At 65.8% G+C, this 15690-nt stretch carries 13 protein-coding genes; 8 read left to right on the top strand and 5 right to left on the bottom strand.

Annotation, left to right across the window (positions count from 1 at the left end; all coding sequences use genetic code 11):
* Positions 1-7 precede the first annotated feature (7 nt).
* Genes dsbG through dsbD form a run of 3 tightly spaced genes read right to left on the bottom strand, consistent with a single transcriptional unit; the run spans position 8 to position 3319 of the window.
* Positions 8-766 (bottom strand): thiol:disulfide interchange protein DsbG, encoded by a 759-nt coding sequence (gene dsbG / locus ACNFBR_RS25780; protein WP_416737346.1) that lies wholly within the window; start codon positions 764-766, stop codon positions 8-10.
* A gap of 1 nt (position 767) precedes the next feature.
* Positions 768-1604 carry a prolipoprotein diacylglyceryl transferase family protein gene (locus tag ACNFBR_RS25785; RefSeq protein ID WP_416737347.1) on the bottom strand — a complete coding sequence of 279 codons (837 nt, stop codon included), beginning with the start codon at positions 1602-1604 and terminating at the stop codon, positions 768-770.
* Complete coding sequence (gene dsbD / locus ACNFBR_RS25790; protein ID WP_416737348.1) at positions 1604-3319, bottom strand: protein-disulfide reductase DsbD; 1716 nt, start codon at positions 3317-3319, stop codon at positions 1604-1606. Before dsbD ends, ACNFBR_RS25785 begins: the two co-directional genes overlap by 1 nt.
* Positions 3320-3599: 280 nt before the next feature.
* On the opposite strand from dsbD, the gene ACNFBR_RS25795 reads away from it, so the two are divergent.
* From ACNFBR_RS25795 to ACNFBR_RS25830, 8 genes are all read left to right on the top strand, one after another.
* Positions 3600-6431 carry a xanthine dehydrogenase family protein molybdopterin-binding subunit gene (locus ACNFBR_RS25795; protein ID WP_416737349.1) on the top strand — a complete coding sequence of 944 codons (2832 nt, stop codon included), beginning with the start codon at positions 3600-3602 and terminating at the stop codon, positions 6429-6431.
* Positions 6424-6960: a (2Fe-2S)-binding protein gene (locus ACNFBR_RS25800; RefSeq protein WP_416737350.1), complete on the top strand. Its 537-nt coding sequence runs from the start codon at positions 6424-6426 to the stop codon at positions 6958-6960. The genes ACNFBR_RS25795 and ACNFBR_RS25800 overlap by 8 nt, the downstream gene beginning before the upstream one ends.
* A 2-nt stretch (positions 6961-6962) precedes the next feature.
* Positions 6963-8174: a cytochrome c gene (locus ACNFBR_RS25805; protein ID WP_416737351.1), complete on the top strand. Its 1212-nt coding sequence runs from the start codon at positions 6963-6965 to the stop codon at positions 8172-8174.
* Positions 8175-8177: 3 nt separating this feature from the next.
* A complete protein-coding gene (locus ACNFBR_RS25810; protein WP_416737352.1) occupies positions 8178-9149 on the top strand; it encodes an XdhC family protein in 972 nt (323 codons plus the stop codon).
* The gene (locus ACNFBR_RS25815; protein ID WP_416737353.1) at positions 9146-9736 is read left to right on the top strand and encodes a nucleotidyltransferase family protein; all 591 of its coding nucleotides are present in this window, start codon (positions 9146-9148) and stop codon (positions 9734-9736) included. The genes ACNFBR_RS25810 and ACNFBR_RS25815 overlap by 4 nt, the downstream gene beginning before the upstream one ends.
* Positions 9737-9782: 46 nt before the next feature.
* Positions 9783-10466, top strand: a complete 684-nt coding sequence (locus ACNFBR_RS25820) for a response regulator (RefSeq protein ID WP_416737354.1) — start codon at positions 9783-9785, stop codon at positions 10464-10466.
* Positions 10463-11785, top strand: coding sequence for an ATP-binding protein (locus tag ACNFBR_RS25825; protein WP_416737355.1), 1323 nt, complete (start codon positions 10463-10465; stop codon positions 11783-11785). Before ACNFBR_RS25820 ends, ACNFBR_RS25825 begins: the two co-directional genes overlap by 4 nt.
* Before the next feature lie 200 nt (positions 11786-11985).
* Positions 11986-13377, top strand: a complete 1392-nt coding sequence (locus ACNFBR_RS25830) for an aspartate aminotransferase family protein (RefSeq protein ID WP_416737356.1) — start codon at positions 11986-11988, stop codon at positions 13375-13377.
* A gap of 40 nt (positions 13378-13417) precedes the next feature.
* Here ACNFBR_RS25830 and ACNFBR_RS25835 read toward each other — a convergent pair whose 3' ends face one another.
* Together ACNFBR_RS25835 and ACNFBR_RS25840 are read right to left on the bottom strand one after the other, a co-directional pair.
* Positions 13418-14386, bottom strand: a complete 969-nt coding sequence (locus ACNFBR_RS25835; protein ID WP_416737357.1) for a siderophore-interacting protein — start codon at positions 14384-14386, stop codon at positions 13418-13420.
* 73 nt (positions 14387-14459) lie between these two features.
* A complete protein-coding gene (locus tag ACNFBR_RS25840) occupies positions 14460-15581 on the bottom strand; it encodes a cupin-like domain-containing protein (RefSeq protein ID WP_416737358.1) in 1122 nt (373 codons plus the stop codon).
* Between the last annotated feature and the right edge of the window lie 109 nt (positions 15582-15690).

A 15690-nucleotide genomic window follows, 5' to 3' on the forward strand; every position in this document is an offset into this window, starting at 1 on the left:
ACATGCACTACCGCTTGCCGAGAATCTTCCCAAGCATCTCCGGCCGCGGCGCCCCTTGCTGGCTCTGCAGGTTGCCCTGCTCATCCTGATAAAAAATCGCCGGGGTCGCCTGCAACCCCAGCTCTTCCATCAACGCCATGTTCGCCGCCAGCTTCTGCTGCACGGCCTCCGGCACCTGCTCCAATGCCTTCAGCTTGCTGGCCTTGCCGGCCTTCTCATGCTCCTGCAAGGCCTTGGCCGGGTCTTTCGCCGCCAGCAGCGCCGCCGACTTGCCTGGGCTGTCCTCGCGGATGATGCCGACCATGATATGGCGCAACTGCACCTTGCCCGACTCCACCCACGGCCTTGCCTGCTCCCAGAACATGTTGCAGTACGGGCAGTTGGGGTCGCTGAACAGGTACACCTTGCGCGGCGCGTCGGCCTTGCCATCGGCGATCCAGGCGGTCTTTTCCATCTTGGCCCAGATTGCCTTGCTCATCGGCGCATACACCAGCTTCTCCAGTGGCTCGGCGCTAAGGTCCTTGCCCTGTTCGTCGAACAGGCTGCCGACCAGCACATGCTTGCCGTCGGGGGTGAGGTACAGGGCCAGGGCGTTGTTCTGGTATTCGGCAGCGTAGCCGCGCAGGCCGTTTGGCGCATCGAAGCTGCCTTTGATCACGGCCCCCTTGGCTTGCAGTTGCTGAACGGCCTTGGGCAGTTCTTCGGCCTGCAGGGCAGGGGCGGCCAGCAAGGCCAGGGACAGGGGCAGCAGTGCAGTCAATCGCATGTCAGTTTCCTTGTGCGGCAGGGGCAGGCGCAATGGCCCGGTCGAAGGGTTCCAGGGCGTGGCGCAGGCTGGCCCGGGACAGCTCGCCCAGGTGGCTGCCGACCAGCCGCCCGTCGGCGTCGTAGAACAGTGTGGTGGGCAGGGCCATGGAGCCGACCCGCTGGGCCAGCAGGCCGGTGCCGTCGAACAGCACGTGGGTCAGGCTCAGGCCGGTGGTGGCGAGGAAGGTGCTGACGTTTGCCGGGGTCTCGCCCTGGTTGACGAACAGGAAGGTCACGTGTGGGTAGTCGCTTTGTGCCTGTTGCAGCACCGGCATTTCGCGACGGCAGGGCGGGCACCAGGTGGCCCAGATGTTGATCACCAGCGGTTTGCCGCGGTAGCTGTGCAGCGCGACGGGTTGGCCGGCGGCGTTGCGCAGGCTCAGTTCGGGCAGCTCGGTGCCCTTGCTGTACAGGTGCCCGCCAAGGCTGGCCAGGCCCCAGAACAGTGCGCCGCTGAACAGCGCCCAGCCCAGTGGGCGGCGCAGGCCAGGGTGGCGCCAGCCTTGCCACAGGGCGCCAAGGACGATGCCGGCCAGGCCCGACCAGAACAGGAAGCCGCCATCGCGAATGTCGATGATTTGCAGCGGGTCGCCCTGGTACATCGGCCAGTAGGCCAGCACGAAGCCGGCGCGGGCACACAGCAGGCCGATCAGGAACAGGTTGAAAAGCGCCGATTCCGGGCTTTCGCCGCCACGCCGGGCGACCCACCAGCCGACCACGCTGGCGATCAGCAGGGCGCTGAGCATCAGCAGGTGGTTGAGGGCCATGGTCAGTGGCCCGAGTGTTACGGTCAGCATCAGCCTTGGCTCCTGGTCTGGGTCCAGTGCTGCTGGAACGCGGCGGCGTCCACTTCACCGGTGATGCGCCGTGCGCGGCGCTCTTCGCCTTCCGGGCCGATCCAGATGATGCTTGGCGGGCCAGGTACCTGGTAGCGCTGCAGCAGGGCTTTGCTGGCCGGCGTGTCGGCGGTCACGTCCAGGCGCAGCAGGTGTACGCCGGCCAGGCCGGCCTGCACGTCGCTGCGGGCGAACACCTGCTTTTCCATGACCTTGCACGACACGCACCAGTCGGCATAGTAGTCGAGCATCACCCACTGGCCACGGGCCTTGGCCGCATCCAGTTCACGTTGCAGGTCTTCGGGGCGGCTGACGGTGACGAAGCTGTCTTCGGCATGCTGGGCGGCGGCCGGTGCGGTACCCGTGCCGGCGAACGGGCGCAGCGGTTGCCAGAGGTCGTCGCCGCCGGCTGCCGCGCCTACCAGCAACAGGCCGCCCCACAGGGCGCCCAGCAACGGTACCGCGCGCAACGCCGGCAGCCGCTGCAGGGCCGGCCAGGCGGCCCAGGCCAGGGCAATCAACCAGGCGCCGCTCAGGGCCAGCAACAAGGTAGCAGGCAACAGGCTGCGCACGGTGTACAGCGCCATGGCCAGGAACACGAAACCAAATACACCCTTGACTCGGTCCATCCAGGCGCCAGGGCGCGGCAGGTAGCGGTTGCCCAGCGTCACCAGCAACAGCAGCGGCACGCCCATGCCCAGGCCGAGGCTGAACAGCACCAGCGCCCCTTGCAGCACATCACCGCTCTGCGCGATGTACAGCAGCGCGCCGGCCAGTGGGGCGGTCATGCACGGGCCAAGCAGCAGGCCGGACAAGGCCCCGAGCAACGCTGCGCCATACAGGTTGCCGCCACGGGTGCCTTGCCCGGCGCGGTCCAGGCGGTCGCGCAGAGCGGCGGGCAGTTGCAGTTCGAAGGCGCCGAACATCGGCAGCGCCAGCAGCACGAACAGGCCCGCCAGGCTGCCCAGTAGCCAGGGTTGTTGCAGCCAGGCCTGCAGGCTGGCGCCAAGCAGCGCGGCGACCACACCCAGGGCGGCGTACACCAGGGCCATGCTCAACACATAGACCCCGGCCAGCACCCAGCCACGGCGGGCGCTGGCGCCATTGCCCAGCACCAACCCGGCAAGAATGGGCAGCATCGGCAGCGAGCAGGGGGTAAAGGCCAGCAACAGGCCAAGGCCGAAGAATGCCAGCAGGCTCCAGGCCAGGTGGCCTTGTTGCAGGCCACTGGCCAAGGCCTGGTCGCTGGCTTGCTCGGCGGCCGGCGCCACGCTGCCGCCCAGGTCGATCTGCGTGGTTTGTGGCGGGTAGCACAGGCCTGCGTCGGCGCAGCCTTGCCACCCCAGGCGCAATTGCCCCTGGGCATTGGCCGGCAGCAGCAGTTCAAGCTGGTCGCGGTAAACCGCGCTGTCACCGAAGAACTCGTCATGGTGGTTGAGCGCTGGCGGCAGTTGGGGGTGCTGCTCGGAGGGCAGGCCGTCGAACTTCAGGCGCTTCTGGTACAGGTAGTAGCCCGGCTTGATCTGGAAGTAGAGCCGCATCTGGCCGTCGGCCTGGCGGTCGTGGGTGAGCACGAAGGCCTGGTTGACCGGCAGGAAGTCCGGTTTTACAGCGAACGGGTTGGCCTGCAACGGGCCGGCCAGTAGCAGTGTCAGGAAGAGCAGGAAAACGCGCATGTCTTCGCCTTGGCAGATCTAGAAATGGGGCCATGCTGGCTGGGGTCGATTAACCCAAGGTTAACCCGGTCCTACAACGACGGCGCGACGGATCCGTGCGTCAGTCCGGACACATTGCGACATATTGTCGGCTTGACTTTGCTTATGCCCATATTCTTGTTGTAAAGTTGACGTAGAAGTCAGTTTTTCCTGACTCGCGTGACAAGGTTCTCACCCTTCCGAGTCCCCCGCACAAGAATCAAAAAGATGGGCAGACCCCCTGCTGCCCAGAGGATCAAGCATGTCCAACCGTGATATTTCCCGGCGCGCCTTCTTGCAAGGCGGCCTGATCGCTGGTGTCGGCGTGACCATGGCGCCACTTGGCAGCCAGGCATTCGCTGCGCTGATGGAGGAACGCGTCACCACCTCGCCACAAAAGTGGATGAACCATGACGGCAAGGCGCGTTTCCGAAACGATGCCTTGTCCAAGGTCTGCGGCGAAAAGGTGTTCGCCCGTGACATCCGAGCCAAGGACATGCCCGGCTGGCCCACGCAGCAGGGGCATGCGCTGTTGCTCAAGGCAACCAAGGCCGACCGTATCTATGCCGGCCATGATCTGAGCCTGCTCGGTGCCGAGTTGCAGCCAGACCGGGTTGTCACCGCCGCCGACCTGGAAAAGGATGGCATCGCCTGGCCTGAGGCCCATTCGCCCGACCCGCTGTTGCCGCCCGGCAAGGTGCCGATGTTCATCGGCCACCCGGTGGCGATCCTGATCTGGCACGACTTCGAGCGTTTCCGCCAGGCCAAGCGCAAACTGCAGTTCAACGAGCAGGCGATCCGCTACGGTGCCCAGGCGCCGCTGTACCAGCGTGACCCTTATGGCAGCTTCCGCTTCGTGCGGGTGGGCGGTGCCACCCCGTTCGATGACGATGAATTCTCCAGCCTGAAGAATTCCATGCTGTTCCCCACCATCCTCAACCGGAAACCGGTGTGGTCGAAGCAGCCGAACCAGCATGGCGACCTGACCGAACAGGGGTTGTTCTACGCCAAGCGCATGGCCGAGCAACTGGACAACCCGCCCGAAAACTGGCTGGTGTTCGACGAGCGCTACAAGACGCCGTCCATCGAGCCTGCCGCGCTGGAGCCGGACAACGGCAATGGCTGGTACGACCTGGCCACAGGCACGCTGCATTTCGTGGTCGCGACCCAGTGCCCGTTCGAAGTGGCGCAGGAATGCGTGCACATGATCAAGCCGTCGCGCTTCGCCCTGAACACGCTGAACATGCACCCGGGCTACACCGTCGGCTACGGCTCGAAAGACAACAACATCTTCGTCTTCTACGCTGCCGTGGCCGCGCTGTATGGCGCTGGCGTGCCGATCCGCCTGGCCAACGACCGCTACGAGCAGTTCCAGAGTGGCATCAAGCGCCATGCCTTCGACATTCGCTACCAGTTGGCCGTGGACAAGAAGGACAACAGCTTCAAGATCTTCCGCGCCGACATGAGCTGCGATGGTGGTGGGCGCATCAACTACAGCCCGTCGGTGGCGGCGGTGGGGGCTACCGCTGCGCAGTCGATCTACTACATGCCGCAGAACGACCTGTCGGTCACCGCCTACCATTCCCGTGGTGTCGAAGCTGGCTCCATGCGCGGCTACGGCACCCTGCAGAGCATGGCGGCGACTGAAATGATGGTCGACGAGATCGCCGGCCGCCTGGGCGTCGATGCCATCGACCTGCGCCGCGCCAACGCGCTGAAATCGGGCATGAAGAACACCCAGGGTGCGGTGCCGGCAGGTGCCTTGCGTTTGTACGAAATTCTCGACAAGGCCGCTGTGCATGAGTGGTGGCGCAATCGCGACACGCGCAAGCAGCAGATGGACGCCCAGGACCAGGACCACTGGTACGGCGTGGGCTTTGCCATCTGCCAGAAAGACTTCGGCACCGGCTCCGAAGCGCCCATGGCCAGCATCGAATTCAGCCGCGACGGGCGCATCAGCCTGCGTCACATCGGCACCGAACTGGGCACTGGTATGTCCACCTCCCAGGCCCTGGTGGTCAGTGACTTCATGGGCCGCTCGGCTGACGAGGTGAGGACGGCGGTCACCGAATGGCCGGAGCTGCAACTGAGCACCAGCGGCAACCCGTACCTGATCAGCCAGGCCGAGCAGGACGCCGCGCTGCGCAACCCACGTTGGGTCGGCAAGCTGGCGTCGCCCTCGTCGGCGACCAACTCGGCCTTCTACTTCAGCCATGCCACCCGCGAAGCGGCGCGCGTGCTGTTCAACCACGGCCTGTGGCCGGCGGCCATGGCCATCTGGAGCCAGGGCCCGCATGGCGGCCAGGCCAACCCGCTGGTGGTGCGCCGCGAAAACGCGGTATGGGTCAACGGTGAGCTGACCGGCAACGGCCTGGCGCCGATCCCGTTCGCCCAGCTGGCGCAGAAGGCCCACGACATGGGCTTTGTCACCGGCGTGAGCGTGCACGGCTTCAACCGCTGGAGCTGGGCCGAGGCCGACTTCGTCATCGACGGCGTGCGAGAGCGCTTCCCGCTTGACGCCGTGGCGGTGAAGTACGGTGATGGCGCGGTGAACGCCAAGAAAGCGCAGATGAGCAGCCACGGCTACCACCTGCTCGACCGGCAGAACGCCGCCTACCCCGACACCCAGTTGAACAACGCCATGGTCACCTACTACAGCCCGGTGGCGACCATCATCGAGGTCAAGGTCAACAAGGGCACCCATGAGGTGCAGGTGCTCAACCACCACAGCTGGGTCGAGTGCGGCCGGGTGCTGGTGCCGGAACTGGTCAAGGGCCAGCTCGAAGGGGGTATCGCCATGGGCATCGGCCATGCGCTGACTGAAGAAATGCCCATGTACGAGGGCGGGCCCGGGGAGGGCGACTGGAACTTCAACCGCTACCGCCTGCCGCATGCGCGCGATGTGGCGGTGTGGAAGCAGACCAGCGAAATCCTCCCGCCGCTGTCGCCGACCGACCCATCCAAGGGCATCGCCGAGGTGGTGATGATTCCGGTCGTCGGTGCCATCGGCAACGCCGTTGCCCATGCCATCGGCAAGCGCGTGCGCGATCTCCCCATCACCCCAGCCCGTATCAAGGAGGCCCTCAATGGCTAACCGTCCACTGCAACTGACCCTCAACGGTCAACCGGTCGGCCCGGTCGAGGTCCCTGCTGACCTGGCGATGATCGACTACCTGCACGAACACCAGAACCTCACCGGTTCGCGCCTGGGCTGTGGCCAAGGCATCTGCCACGCCTGCGTGGTAATCGTCGACAACCCCGACGGCACCAGCGAGGAAGTGCGCACCTGCATCACCGGAGCTCATTACTTCGAGGGCAAGAAGGTGCGCACCATCGAAGGCCATGCCAAACCGGACCAGGCCGGCAACCTCACGCTGAACCCGATCCAGCAGAAGTTCGTCGACCTGTTCGCCTTCCAGTGCAGCTACTGCGCACCGGGCTTCGTCAACGCCGCCACGGTGCTGGTGGAAACCGCCCAGCGCCAGCCGCTGAAGAAGAGCGAAGTGGAAGACCGCATCGAGGCCAGCCTCGGTCACCACATTTGCCGCTGCACCGGCTACGTGCGTTATTACGACGCCACCCGCAAGGTGCTCAATGACCTCGGCCTGGTCAAGGAGGGTTGAGCATGGGCTTCGTACGTAGCGCATTGGCGCTGGGCTTGGGCCTGGCCGTCAGCTCGTTTGCCCTGGCCGCCGACGAGGCTCAGGTCAAACGTGGCGAATACCTGGCCCGCGCGGCCGACTGCATGGCCTGTCACACGGCCGAAGGCGGTGCGCCGTTTGCCGGTGGCCTGCCGATTCATTCGCCGTTCGGTACCATTTATGGCAGCAACATCACCCCGGACAAACAGTACGGCATCGGCAACTACAGCGCCGACGAGTTCTTTGCCGCCGTTACCGAGGGCAAGCGCAAGGACGGCGCCAACCTCTACCCGGCGATGCCGTACACCTCGTATCACCTGATCAAGCGTGAAGATTCGGACGCCATCCTCGCTTACCTGATGACCATCCCGCCGATCAACCGCCCGGCCCCGCAGACTGCGCTGCGCTTCCCGTTCAATGTGCGGATGGGGCTCAGTGGCTGGAACATGCTGTATGGCAAGAGCGTGCAGTTGCAGCCAACCGAGGGCAAAAGCCCGGCCTGGCAGCGTGGCCAGTACCTGGTCGAGGTCATGGGCCATTGCGGCGAATGCCATACCCCGCGCAACCCCATCGGCGCGTTGCAGCAGGACCTGCGCCTGACCGGCGGCCTGCTGGGTGGCTACCTGGCGCCGAGCCTGCTGGCCCAGGACCTGGCCGAGCGCGGCTGGACCCAGCCGGACCTGACCACCTTCCTCAAGCATGGCATCAGTGCCCAGGGCAGCATGTTCAACGAGATGTTCCCGGTGGTGCACCACAGCACCCAGCACCTGGAAGACGCCGACCTGGCGGCCATGGCCACCTACCTGCTGGGCGACCAGCCACCGCCGGCCAAGGCCATCCAGGCCGTTGCCCTGGAGCAGATGAGCGACAGCGCCAAGCGCGGCCACCAGCAATACTTGAACGTCTGCGCCGGTTGCCACGGGGTCGACGGCGAGGGCAAACCGCACATCGCCGTGGCCATGCGTGGCAATACCGTGTTGCGCCAGGGCGATTCGCGCAACCTGGTCAAAGTCATCCTCGAAGGCATCCGCGAACAGCAGTTCACCGGCTTCGAGCGCATGCAGCCGATGCCGGGCTTTGCCGACAAACTCGATGACCAACAGGTGACGGATATGGTCAACTACCTGCGCCAGGCCTGGGGTGGATTGCCCGGTGACCTGAACGTACAGCAGCTCGCCGAGCTGAAGGCGGAGTAAAGCGTGCAGCATCTCGATCTCCAGGTGATCCGCCAGGCCTTGCAGTGGTCCTGCAGCGGCCAGCGGGTGTGGTTGTGCACGGTGCTCGCCACCTACGGCTCGGCGCCTCGCGCGCCGGGCTCGCTGCTGGCGGTGAACGCCAGTGGCCAGTGGCAGGGTTCGCTGTCCGGGGGCTGTGTCGAAGACGACTTCCTGGAACGCGTAGCCCTGGGGGAATTCCCGGAACCGGTGGCCATCGTGCGCTACGGTGATGGCAGCGATCCGCGATCGAGCATTCGTCTGCCGTGTGGTGGCGTGCTTGAAGTACTGGTGGAGAACCTGCCGGCCGAGTGCGAGGTGCAGGCGCACCTGCGTGAGCTGGAAAGCGCACTGCTGGGCCAGCGCCGGGTGCTGCGCGAAGTGCGCCTGCCCGAAGGCGCGCGCCACCTGGTCGACGACCACTGCCAGGGCCCGCGTGTCGAGCGTGAAAGCGACCGCGTGCGCCTGCGTGTCGGTGCCGCTCAGCGCCTGCTGCTGGCCGGCTACTCCAGCGTCGCGCATTACTGCGCCGAGTTTGGCAAAGGGATGGGTTTTGAAGTCATCCTGTGCGACCCGCGTGACGAGGTGCTCGAAGGCGTGGTGCTGGACGGCATCGAGGTGCGCCGTGAGCTGCCGTCGGAATTCATCGCCAATGGCGGTTGCCATGCCGACACGGCGGTGGTTGCATTGACCCATGATCCGAAAATCGATGACCTGGCCATGCTTGAAGCCGTGCGTACCGAAGCGTTCTACATTGGCGTGATGGGCTCCAAGGCCACCTCCGACAAGCGTCGTGAACGCCTGCAGCGGATAGGTGGCCTGGGTGACGACGAGTTGGCGCGTATTCACGCGCCGATCGGCCTGAACCTGGGCAGCAAGACCCCGGCCGAAATCGCCCTGGCGGTACTGGCCGATATCCTGCGTTTGCGCAACGGCATCGGGCGGGCAGCGTTGTGAGTGTGGTGGCGTTGGTGCTGGCGGCGGGGCGCAGTGTGCGCTTCGGCGCTGACAAGCGCCGTGCACTGTTGGCTGATGGGCGCAGTTTGTTGGTGCACAGCGTCGAGCGGGCCTGTGCAGTGTTCGATGATGTGCGGGTGGTGCTACGTGAAGGGGAGCGGGGTGAGGACCTGGGGTTACCGGGCAAATGCCGGATCATTTCCAGCCCGGATTCGGGGTTGGGGATGGGCCATAGCCTGGCGGCCGGCGCCGCTTCGCTGGGCGACAGCGATGCGATAGCGGTGGCGGTTCTGTTGGGGGATATGCCTTGGCTAGCCCCGGAAACGCTCGCCAAACTAAGGGCCGTAGCGCAAGCCTCGTCCATCGTCCTGCCACTTCATGATGGGCAACAGGGGCACCCCGTGCTGTTTGGTCGCGATTTCTGGTCGGTGCTCACAGGCCTGACGGGCGATGAAGGGGCGCGCTCGGTGGTGAGAGCGCATCCGGCGAGTTGCATCAGGCTTGAAATGCAGGACCCCGGGATCTTGCAGGATGTGGACCGACGCCCATCCCCAATCACCCCGCAACAGTCCATAATCCGCCCTTAATCCCCCTATAGTGCAATGCCAGCCACACCACTGCGGGAGCCCCACCATGCACGTTCTGCTCTGCGAGGACGACGACCTGATCGCCGCCGGCATCTGCGCCGGTCTTACCGCCCAGGGGCTGACCGTGGACCGCGTAGGCAACGCCGCCGATGCGCGGGCGATGCTGCAGGCCGCGCAGTTCGACGTGATGATTCTCGACCTCGGCCTGCCTGACGAAGACGGCTTAAAGCTGCTGCGCCGCCTGCGTGAGAAGGGCGAGACATTGCCCGTGCTGGTGCTCACCGCCCGCGATGCCGTTACTGACCGTGTAGATGGCCTGCAGGCCGGCGCCGACGACTACCTGCTCAAACCGTTCGACCTGCGCGAGCTGGCCGCTCGCCTGCACACCCTGCTGCGGCGGGTGGCCGGGCGGGCGGTGAACGTGATCGAACACGGCCCGTTGCGTTACGACCCCAGCAGCTGCGAGGCGACCCTGGCCGGGCAACCGGTTGACCTGTCGCGCCGCGAGCAGGCCTTGCTCCAGGCACTGTTGCAGAACCCCGGGCGGGTGTTGTCCAGCGAGCAGCTCAAAGACTGCGTGTACGGTTTCAGCGACGAAGTCGAAAGCAACGCCCTGAACGTGCATATCCACCACCTGCGGCGCAAGCTGGGCAACGGCATCGTCGAAACCGTGCGCGGCCTGGGCTACCGCCTGGGCCCGGCGCAGGCACCGAACGAGGCCGCATCATGAGCCTGCGGGTACGCCTGAGCCTGATCCTGGGCAGTGCCTTCGTGATCATCTGGGTACTGGCCGCCGCGTGGATGCTGCGTGACCTGCGCCAGCAAATGATGTTTTCCCTCGACCAGCGCCTGGTGGCCTCGGCGCGCATGGTCGCCGGGCTGATCGACCAACTGCCGCAGCCGCTCACCGCCAAGGGCGGGGAGGCGCATTTTTCCGCCGACCAGTTCAGCGTACCGGACGGCATGGCCTGCCAGGTCAGCTCGCTGCGTGGCGAGATCCTGGCCAGCAACCACAAGCACGATGGCGCCATGGACGACGAGCGCAGCGGCTTCCGTGACCAGACCATCGACGACGCACTGTGGCGCACCTTCACCTACAACCACGGTGATGTGCGCATCACCACCGCCGACCGGCACATGGAGCGCGAAGCGCTGAACCAGTCAATTCTGCTGGCCGCTTCGGCGCCGGTGCTGATGGCCCTTCTTGGCAGCCTGGGGCTGCTGTGGATTGGCCTGGGTAAGGGTTTGGAACCGCTCAACCGCATGCGCGATGCGTTGCGCCGAAGACGCGCGGACAGTGTCGAGCCGCTGCAGGTGGCGGGCATGCCCAGCGAACTGCAGCCGTTGCTGGAAACCCAGAACCAGCTGTTCCTGCGTATCGCCCAGACCATCGAGCGCGAGCGGCGCTTGACCGACGATGCCGCCCATGAGCTGCGCAGCCCGCTGACCGCGATCAAGACCCACCTGCAGGTGGCGCGCATGACCGACGGCGCCGTGCGCGAACAGGCGCTGGAGCATGCCGAGCAGGGCACCGACCGCATGCACCGCACGCTGGAGCAGTTGCTGATGCTGGCGCGGGTGGAAGGCAGCCTGTCGTTCGAAGATGGTGTGCAGTGCAGCGCCGAGCAGGTGGCGCGGCAGGCGGTGCAGGACGCCGGTGGCGGCGACAACCGGCGCATCGTGTTGCGCCTGCCGGAAGAAGCGACGCAAATCTACCTGGGCATGCCGGCACCGCTGGCGGTGGCCGCGCTGCGCAATCTGTTGGACAACGCCCTGCGCCATGGCGGCGATGAGGCGGTGGAGCTGGAGGTGCAGATGGCTGATGGCCAGGTGGGCTTCATGGTGCGCGACCATGGGCCGGGGATTGCCGAGGCGGATCTGGAGCACCTGACCGAGCGCTTCTGGCGCAATGGGCAGAGTGGTGGCTGTGGGTTGGGGCTGGCGATCGTACAGGCGATCGTGCAGCGTTGTGCCGGTAGCCTGCGGTTCGACAGCCGTAGCGATGGGTTGCGGGTACTGTTGCAAGTGCCGGCGCGTTCGGCCACTTGATCATCGCTGCCAGTGCTGGCCCTTTCGCGGGCTTGCCCGCTCCCACAGGCAGGCTCTGTGTAGTACCTGTGGGAGCGGGCAAGCCCGCGAAAGGGCCGGCACAGGCAGAGTAAAATTCAGTAACAACCGCTAAATCCTCCCAGCACTCAAGCGTTTCCCAAGCGATAACCGCTCATTCGCTTGCTTGCGAGGATTCACCCATGTCCACCGCTTCCAGCCTTGCCCAGGTTCCGCCGGCCAGCGTGCCGCAGTCCTTGTACGAATTCACCGACTCGCCCTTGCTGCAACGCCAGCAGCAACAGGAATCCAATGCCCGCAGCTACCCACGGCGCATTCCGCTGGCGCTCAAGCGCGCCCGCGGTATTTACGTGGAAGATGTCGAAGGTCGCCAGTTCATCGACTGCCTGGCCGGTGCCGGCACGCTGGCGCTGGGCCATAACCACCCGGTGGTGGTCGAGGCGATCCAGCGGGTACTGGCCGATGAGCTGCCCCTGCACACCCTGGACCTGACTACGCCGGTCAAGGACCGCTTTGTCCAGGACCTGTTCGGCATCCTGCCCGAGGCGCTGCGCCGTGAGGCCAAGGTGCAGTTCTGTGGCCCGACCGGCACCGATGCGGTGGAGGCAGCGCTCAAACTGGTGCGCACGGCCACCGGCCGCAGCACCGTGCTGGCGTTCCATGGCGCCTACCATGGCATGAGCCAAGGGGCGCTGGCCCTCATGGGCAGCCATGGGCCGAAACAGCCGCTGGGCGCCTTGCTCGGTAACGGCGTGCAGTTCATGCCGTACCCGTACGACTACCGCTGCCCGTTCGGCCTGGGTGGCGAAGCCGGGGTCAAGGCCAACCTGCATTACCTGGAAAACCTGCTGCTCGACCCGGAAAGCGGCGTGCCGTTGCCGGCGGCGGTGATCCTTGAGGTGGTGCAGGGTGAGGGCGGGGTCGTTCCGGCGGATATCGCATGGCTCAAGGGGGTGCGCCGGATTACCGAGCAGGCCGGTGTGGCGCTGATCATCGACGAGATCCAGAGCGGCTTTGCCCGTACCGGGCGGATGTTCGCCTTCGAGCATGCCGGCATCGTGCCGGACGTGGTCACCTTGTCCAAGGCGATTGGCGGCAGCCTGCCACTGGCGGTGGTGGTTTACCGCGAATGGCTGGACACTTGGAAGCCGGGTGCGCATGCCGGCACGTTCCGTGGCAACCAGATGGCCATGGCGGCCGGTTCGGCGGTGATCAACTACCTGACCGAGCACCGCCTGGCCGAGCATGCCGAGGCCATGGGGCTGCGCTTGCGTCAGCACCTGTTGCAGTTGCAGCGGGATTATCCGCAGTTGGGTGATGTCCGTGGGCGCGGGTTGATGCTCGGGGTGGAGCTGGTAGACCCGCAGGGCAGGCTGGATGCCTTGGGTCGCCCGCTGGCCAACCGCGAGCTGGCGGCGAAGGTGCAGCGTGAGTGCCTGAAGCGTGGGCTGATTCTTGAGTTGGGTGGGCGCCATGGTGCGGTGGTGCGTTTTCTGCCGCCATTGATCATCAGCGCCGAGCAGATCGATGAAGTGGCACAGCGCTTCGCCGAGGCATTCATCGCGGCAGCTTGATCCATCCCGGGGGCGCAAAGCGCCCCCGGCTATCTCAACGTCAATCGAAGGTTCTTCCGGCTCGCCAGTACCCCATCAAGGTCAGGCATTCCCGCTGCAGCCCGCGCTCTTTGATCAGGTACCGGCGAATATCCATCACCGTCGCCGACTCACCCGCCACCCAGGCATGGAACGCACTGCTGGCGCTGCTCGCCTGCTCCCACAGAATGCGCGTCTCGATATCCACTTCTTCCAGCTTCGCCCGCGGCTCGGCATGCCCTTGCGGCAGGCTGGCCAGCTCGCGCACGGCATGCTGCATGGCCTGGCCGTGTTGGCACTGCAGCACTTCGCGTGGCAGCCAGTGCAGCGCGGTGGCGTTGCCATGGCGCAGGTCCAGGCAATCAGCCTCCAGCGGCACCTCGATGAACGCCTGCACCGCCAGGTCGGGCTGGTTGTCGGCCAGCTGCTCAAGAATGCCGGCGATTGCCGGCAGCGCCGTTTCGTCACCGACCAGCAGCACATTGCGTACACCCTGCGGCGGTTTCCATTCATAGCCGCCGGGGTCGCCTGCATAGGCCAGGTTGGGTGCGACCATCTGCAGGCCGTCACCCACTCGCGCGTGAGTGGCCCAGGCCGAGGCGGGGCCGTTGACACCATGCAACACGAAGTCGACCTCCACCTCCAGTGCCTCGCGGCGCAGGGCTCGGATGGTGTAGGTGCGCATCGGTGGGCGCTGGGCCGGCGGCAGGGCGCTGTGCGCAGCCTTCCAGTGCAGCGCGTTGCTCAGGTTGGGCAATGAGCCGTCGGGGGCGGGAAACAGCAGCTTGACGCGCTGGTCCGGCGCCAAGGTATGCATCTGGGCGACATCCGGGCCGGTGAACACCAGGCGGGTCAGCGACGGGCTGAGGTGGATGCGCCGGGCAAGCACCAGGTCGAAGATACGGTAGGCGGCGGTGGCCGGCGCGCGGCCTTTGATCAGGCGGCGCAGGCCTTGTTGCAGCGCTTGGGTGATGCTGGCGGAGCTGGACATGCGGGGGCTCTCTTGCAAGCGGTTTCCTCTAGGGACGAGCCGCTGGCGCCGCAAATTAAGCCCGCCTCGGCAGTTACCAGCCGCGCCCGGAGTTCACCCAGAAGTTCACCGACAGCGAGGTGGACACCGACTCCACCTGGTGGAACCAGCCCTCGGGCAGGAACAGCAGGTCGCCAGCCTGCAGCACCACGCGCAGGAACGGCACGTCGCGCGCCGCCGGGAAGCGCTGGTAATCCGGCGCATCGGGGTTGAAATCGCAGCCATCGAGGCCGCCCTTGGGGCTGGTCGACCAGGTGCCCAGGGCAGGGCGGTGATGGGGGGCGGCGAGGATGAACGACTTCTGCCCCCAGACCTGGGCGAACAGGTTGTCGGTATCGTCGCGGTGCAGGGGTGTCAGGGTGCCCTTGGGGCCGATCCAGATGCGCGGCGCGATGAACTTTTCGCGGCTGAAATACTGCGGGTGGCGGATCAACGTCAGCAGCTTTTCCGGCACGATGTTGTTGCCCATGTAGGCCGGGGTTTCTCCGGCTTTGGCCGGGGTGTCCAGCGAGGCGATGAACGCGGCCATGGAGGTGGAGCGGAAGTCGCGGTCGGTGGAGAAGGTTTTCTTCACGTAGTCACCGTGCCGGGTGATGCCCTGCAGTTCCGCGAAGTGCTCCAGCGAGGCCTGGCGGCCCATGGTGAACAGCGGCCAGTCCTGCAGGGCATCGCTGATGACCACCGGGGTGCCGTGCACCAGGTACTCGCTTTGGAAGCGTGACAGCGGCATGTCGCTGCGGGCAACGCGTGCCACCTCGCGCTGCACCGGCCGCGCGGCCGACACCCGCTCGCTGAGACGGGCCGGGGTCGGGTAGCGCTGGTTCATCGACACCTTGCCCGCTGCGGCACCGCGGCGGGCGTTACTGATGATCTGCGGCAGCAGGGTGGCCAGGCCCATGTTGCCAGTGATCTTCAGGCGTGCGCTGGCGAACAGTTCCTCGACGTTGGCGGTGCCGCCCATGATGCCCAGGAAGTCACGCTCAGCCACCTCGATGGTGACATCCGGCGCGTTGTGCCGGCCCGCGCCGGTGCGGCTGCTGTCGCGTACTTCCGACCAGAAGGCCTGGTCCTGGCCGAAGACGAACTGGAATACGCCTTCTATGCCGACGGCATGGGCGTTGGCGAACAGTTTGCTGAGGATGCTCTGAAGGTCCACGGTGTGCCTCTGGCGGTCTTTCGTTGTGCAGGGATAACGAGCGCCTGCGCCAACGATTTAGCCGTGTGGCGGGTAATTTTTCAGCGTGCTGCTACGTCCCGTAGGGATG

It is taken from the genome of Pseudomonas sp. NY11955, from assembly GCF_048068035.1.
Taxonomy (GTDB): Bacteria; Pseudomonadota; Gammaproteobacteria; order Pseudomonadales; family Pseudomonadaceae; genus Aquipseudomonas.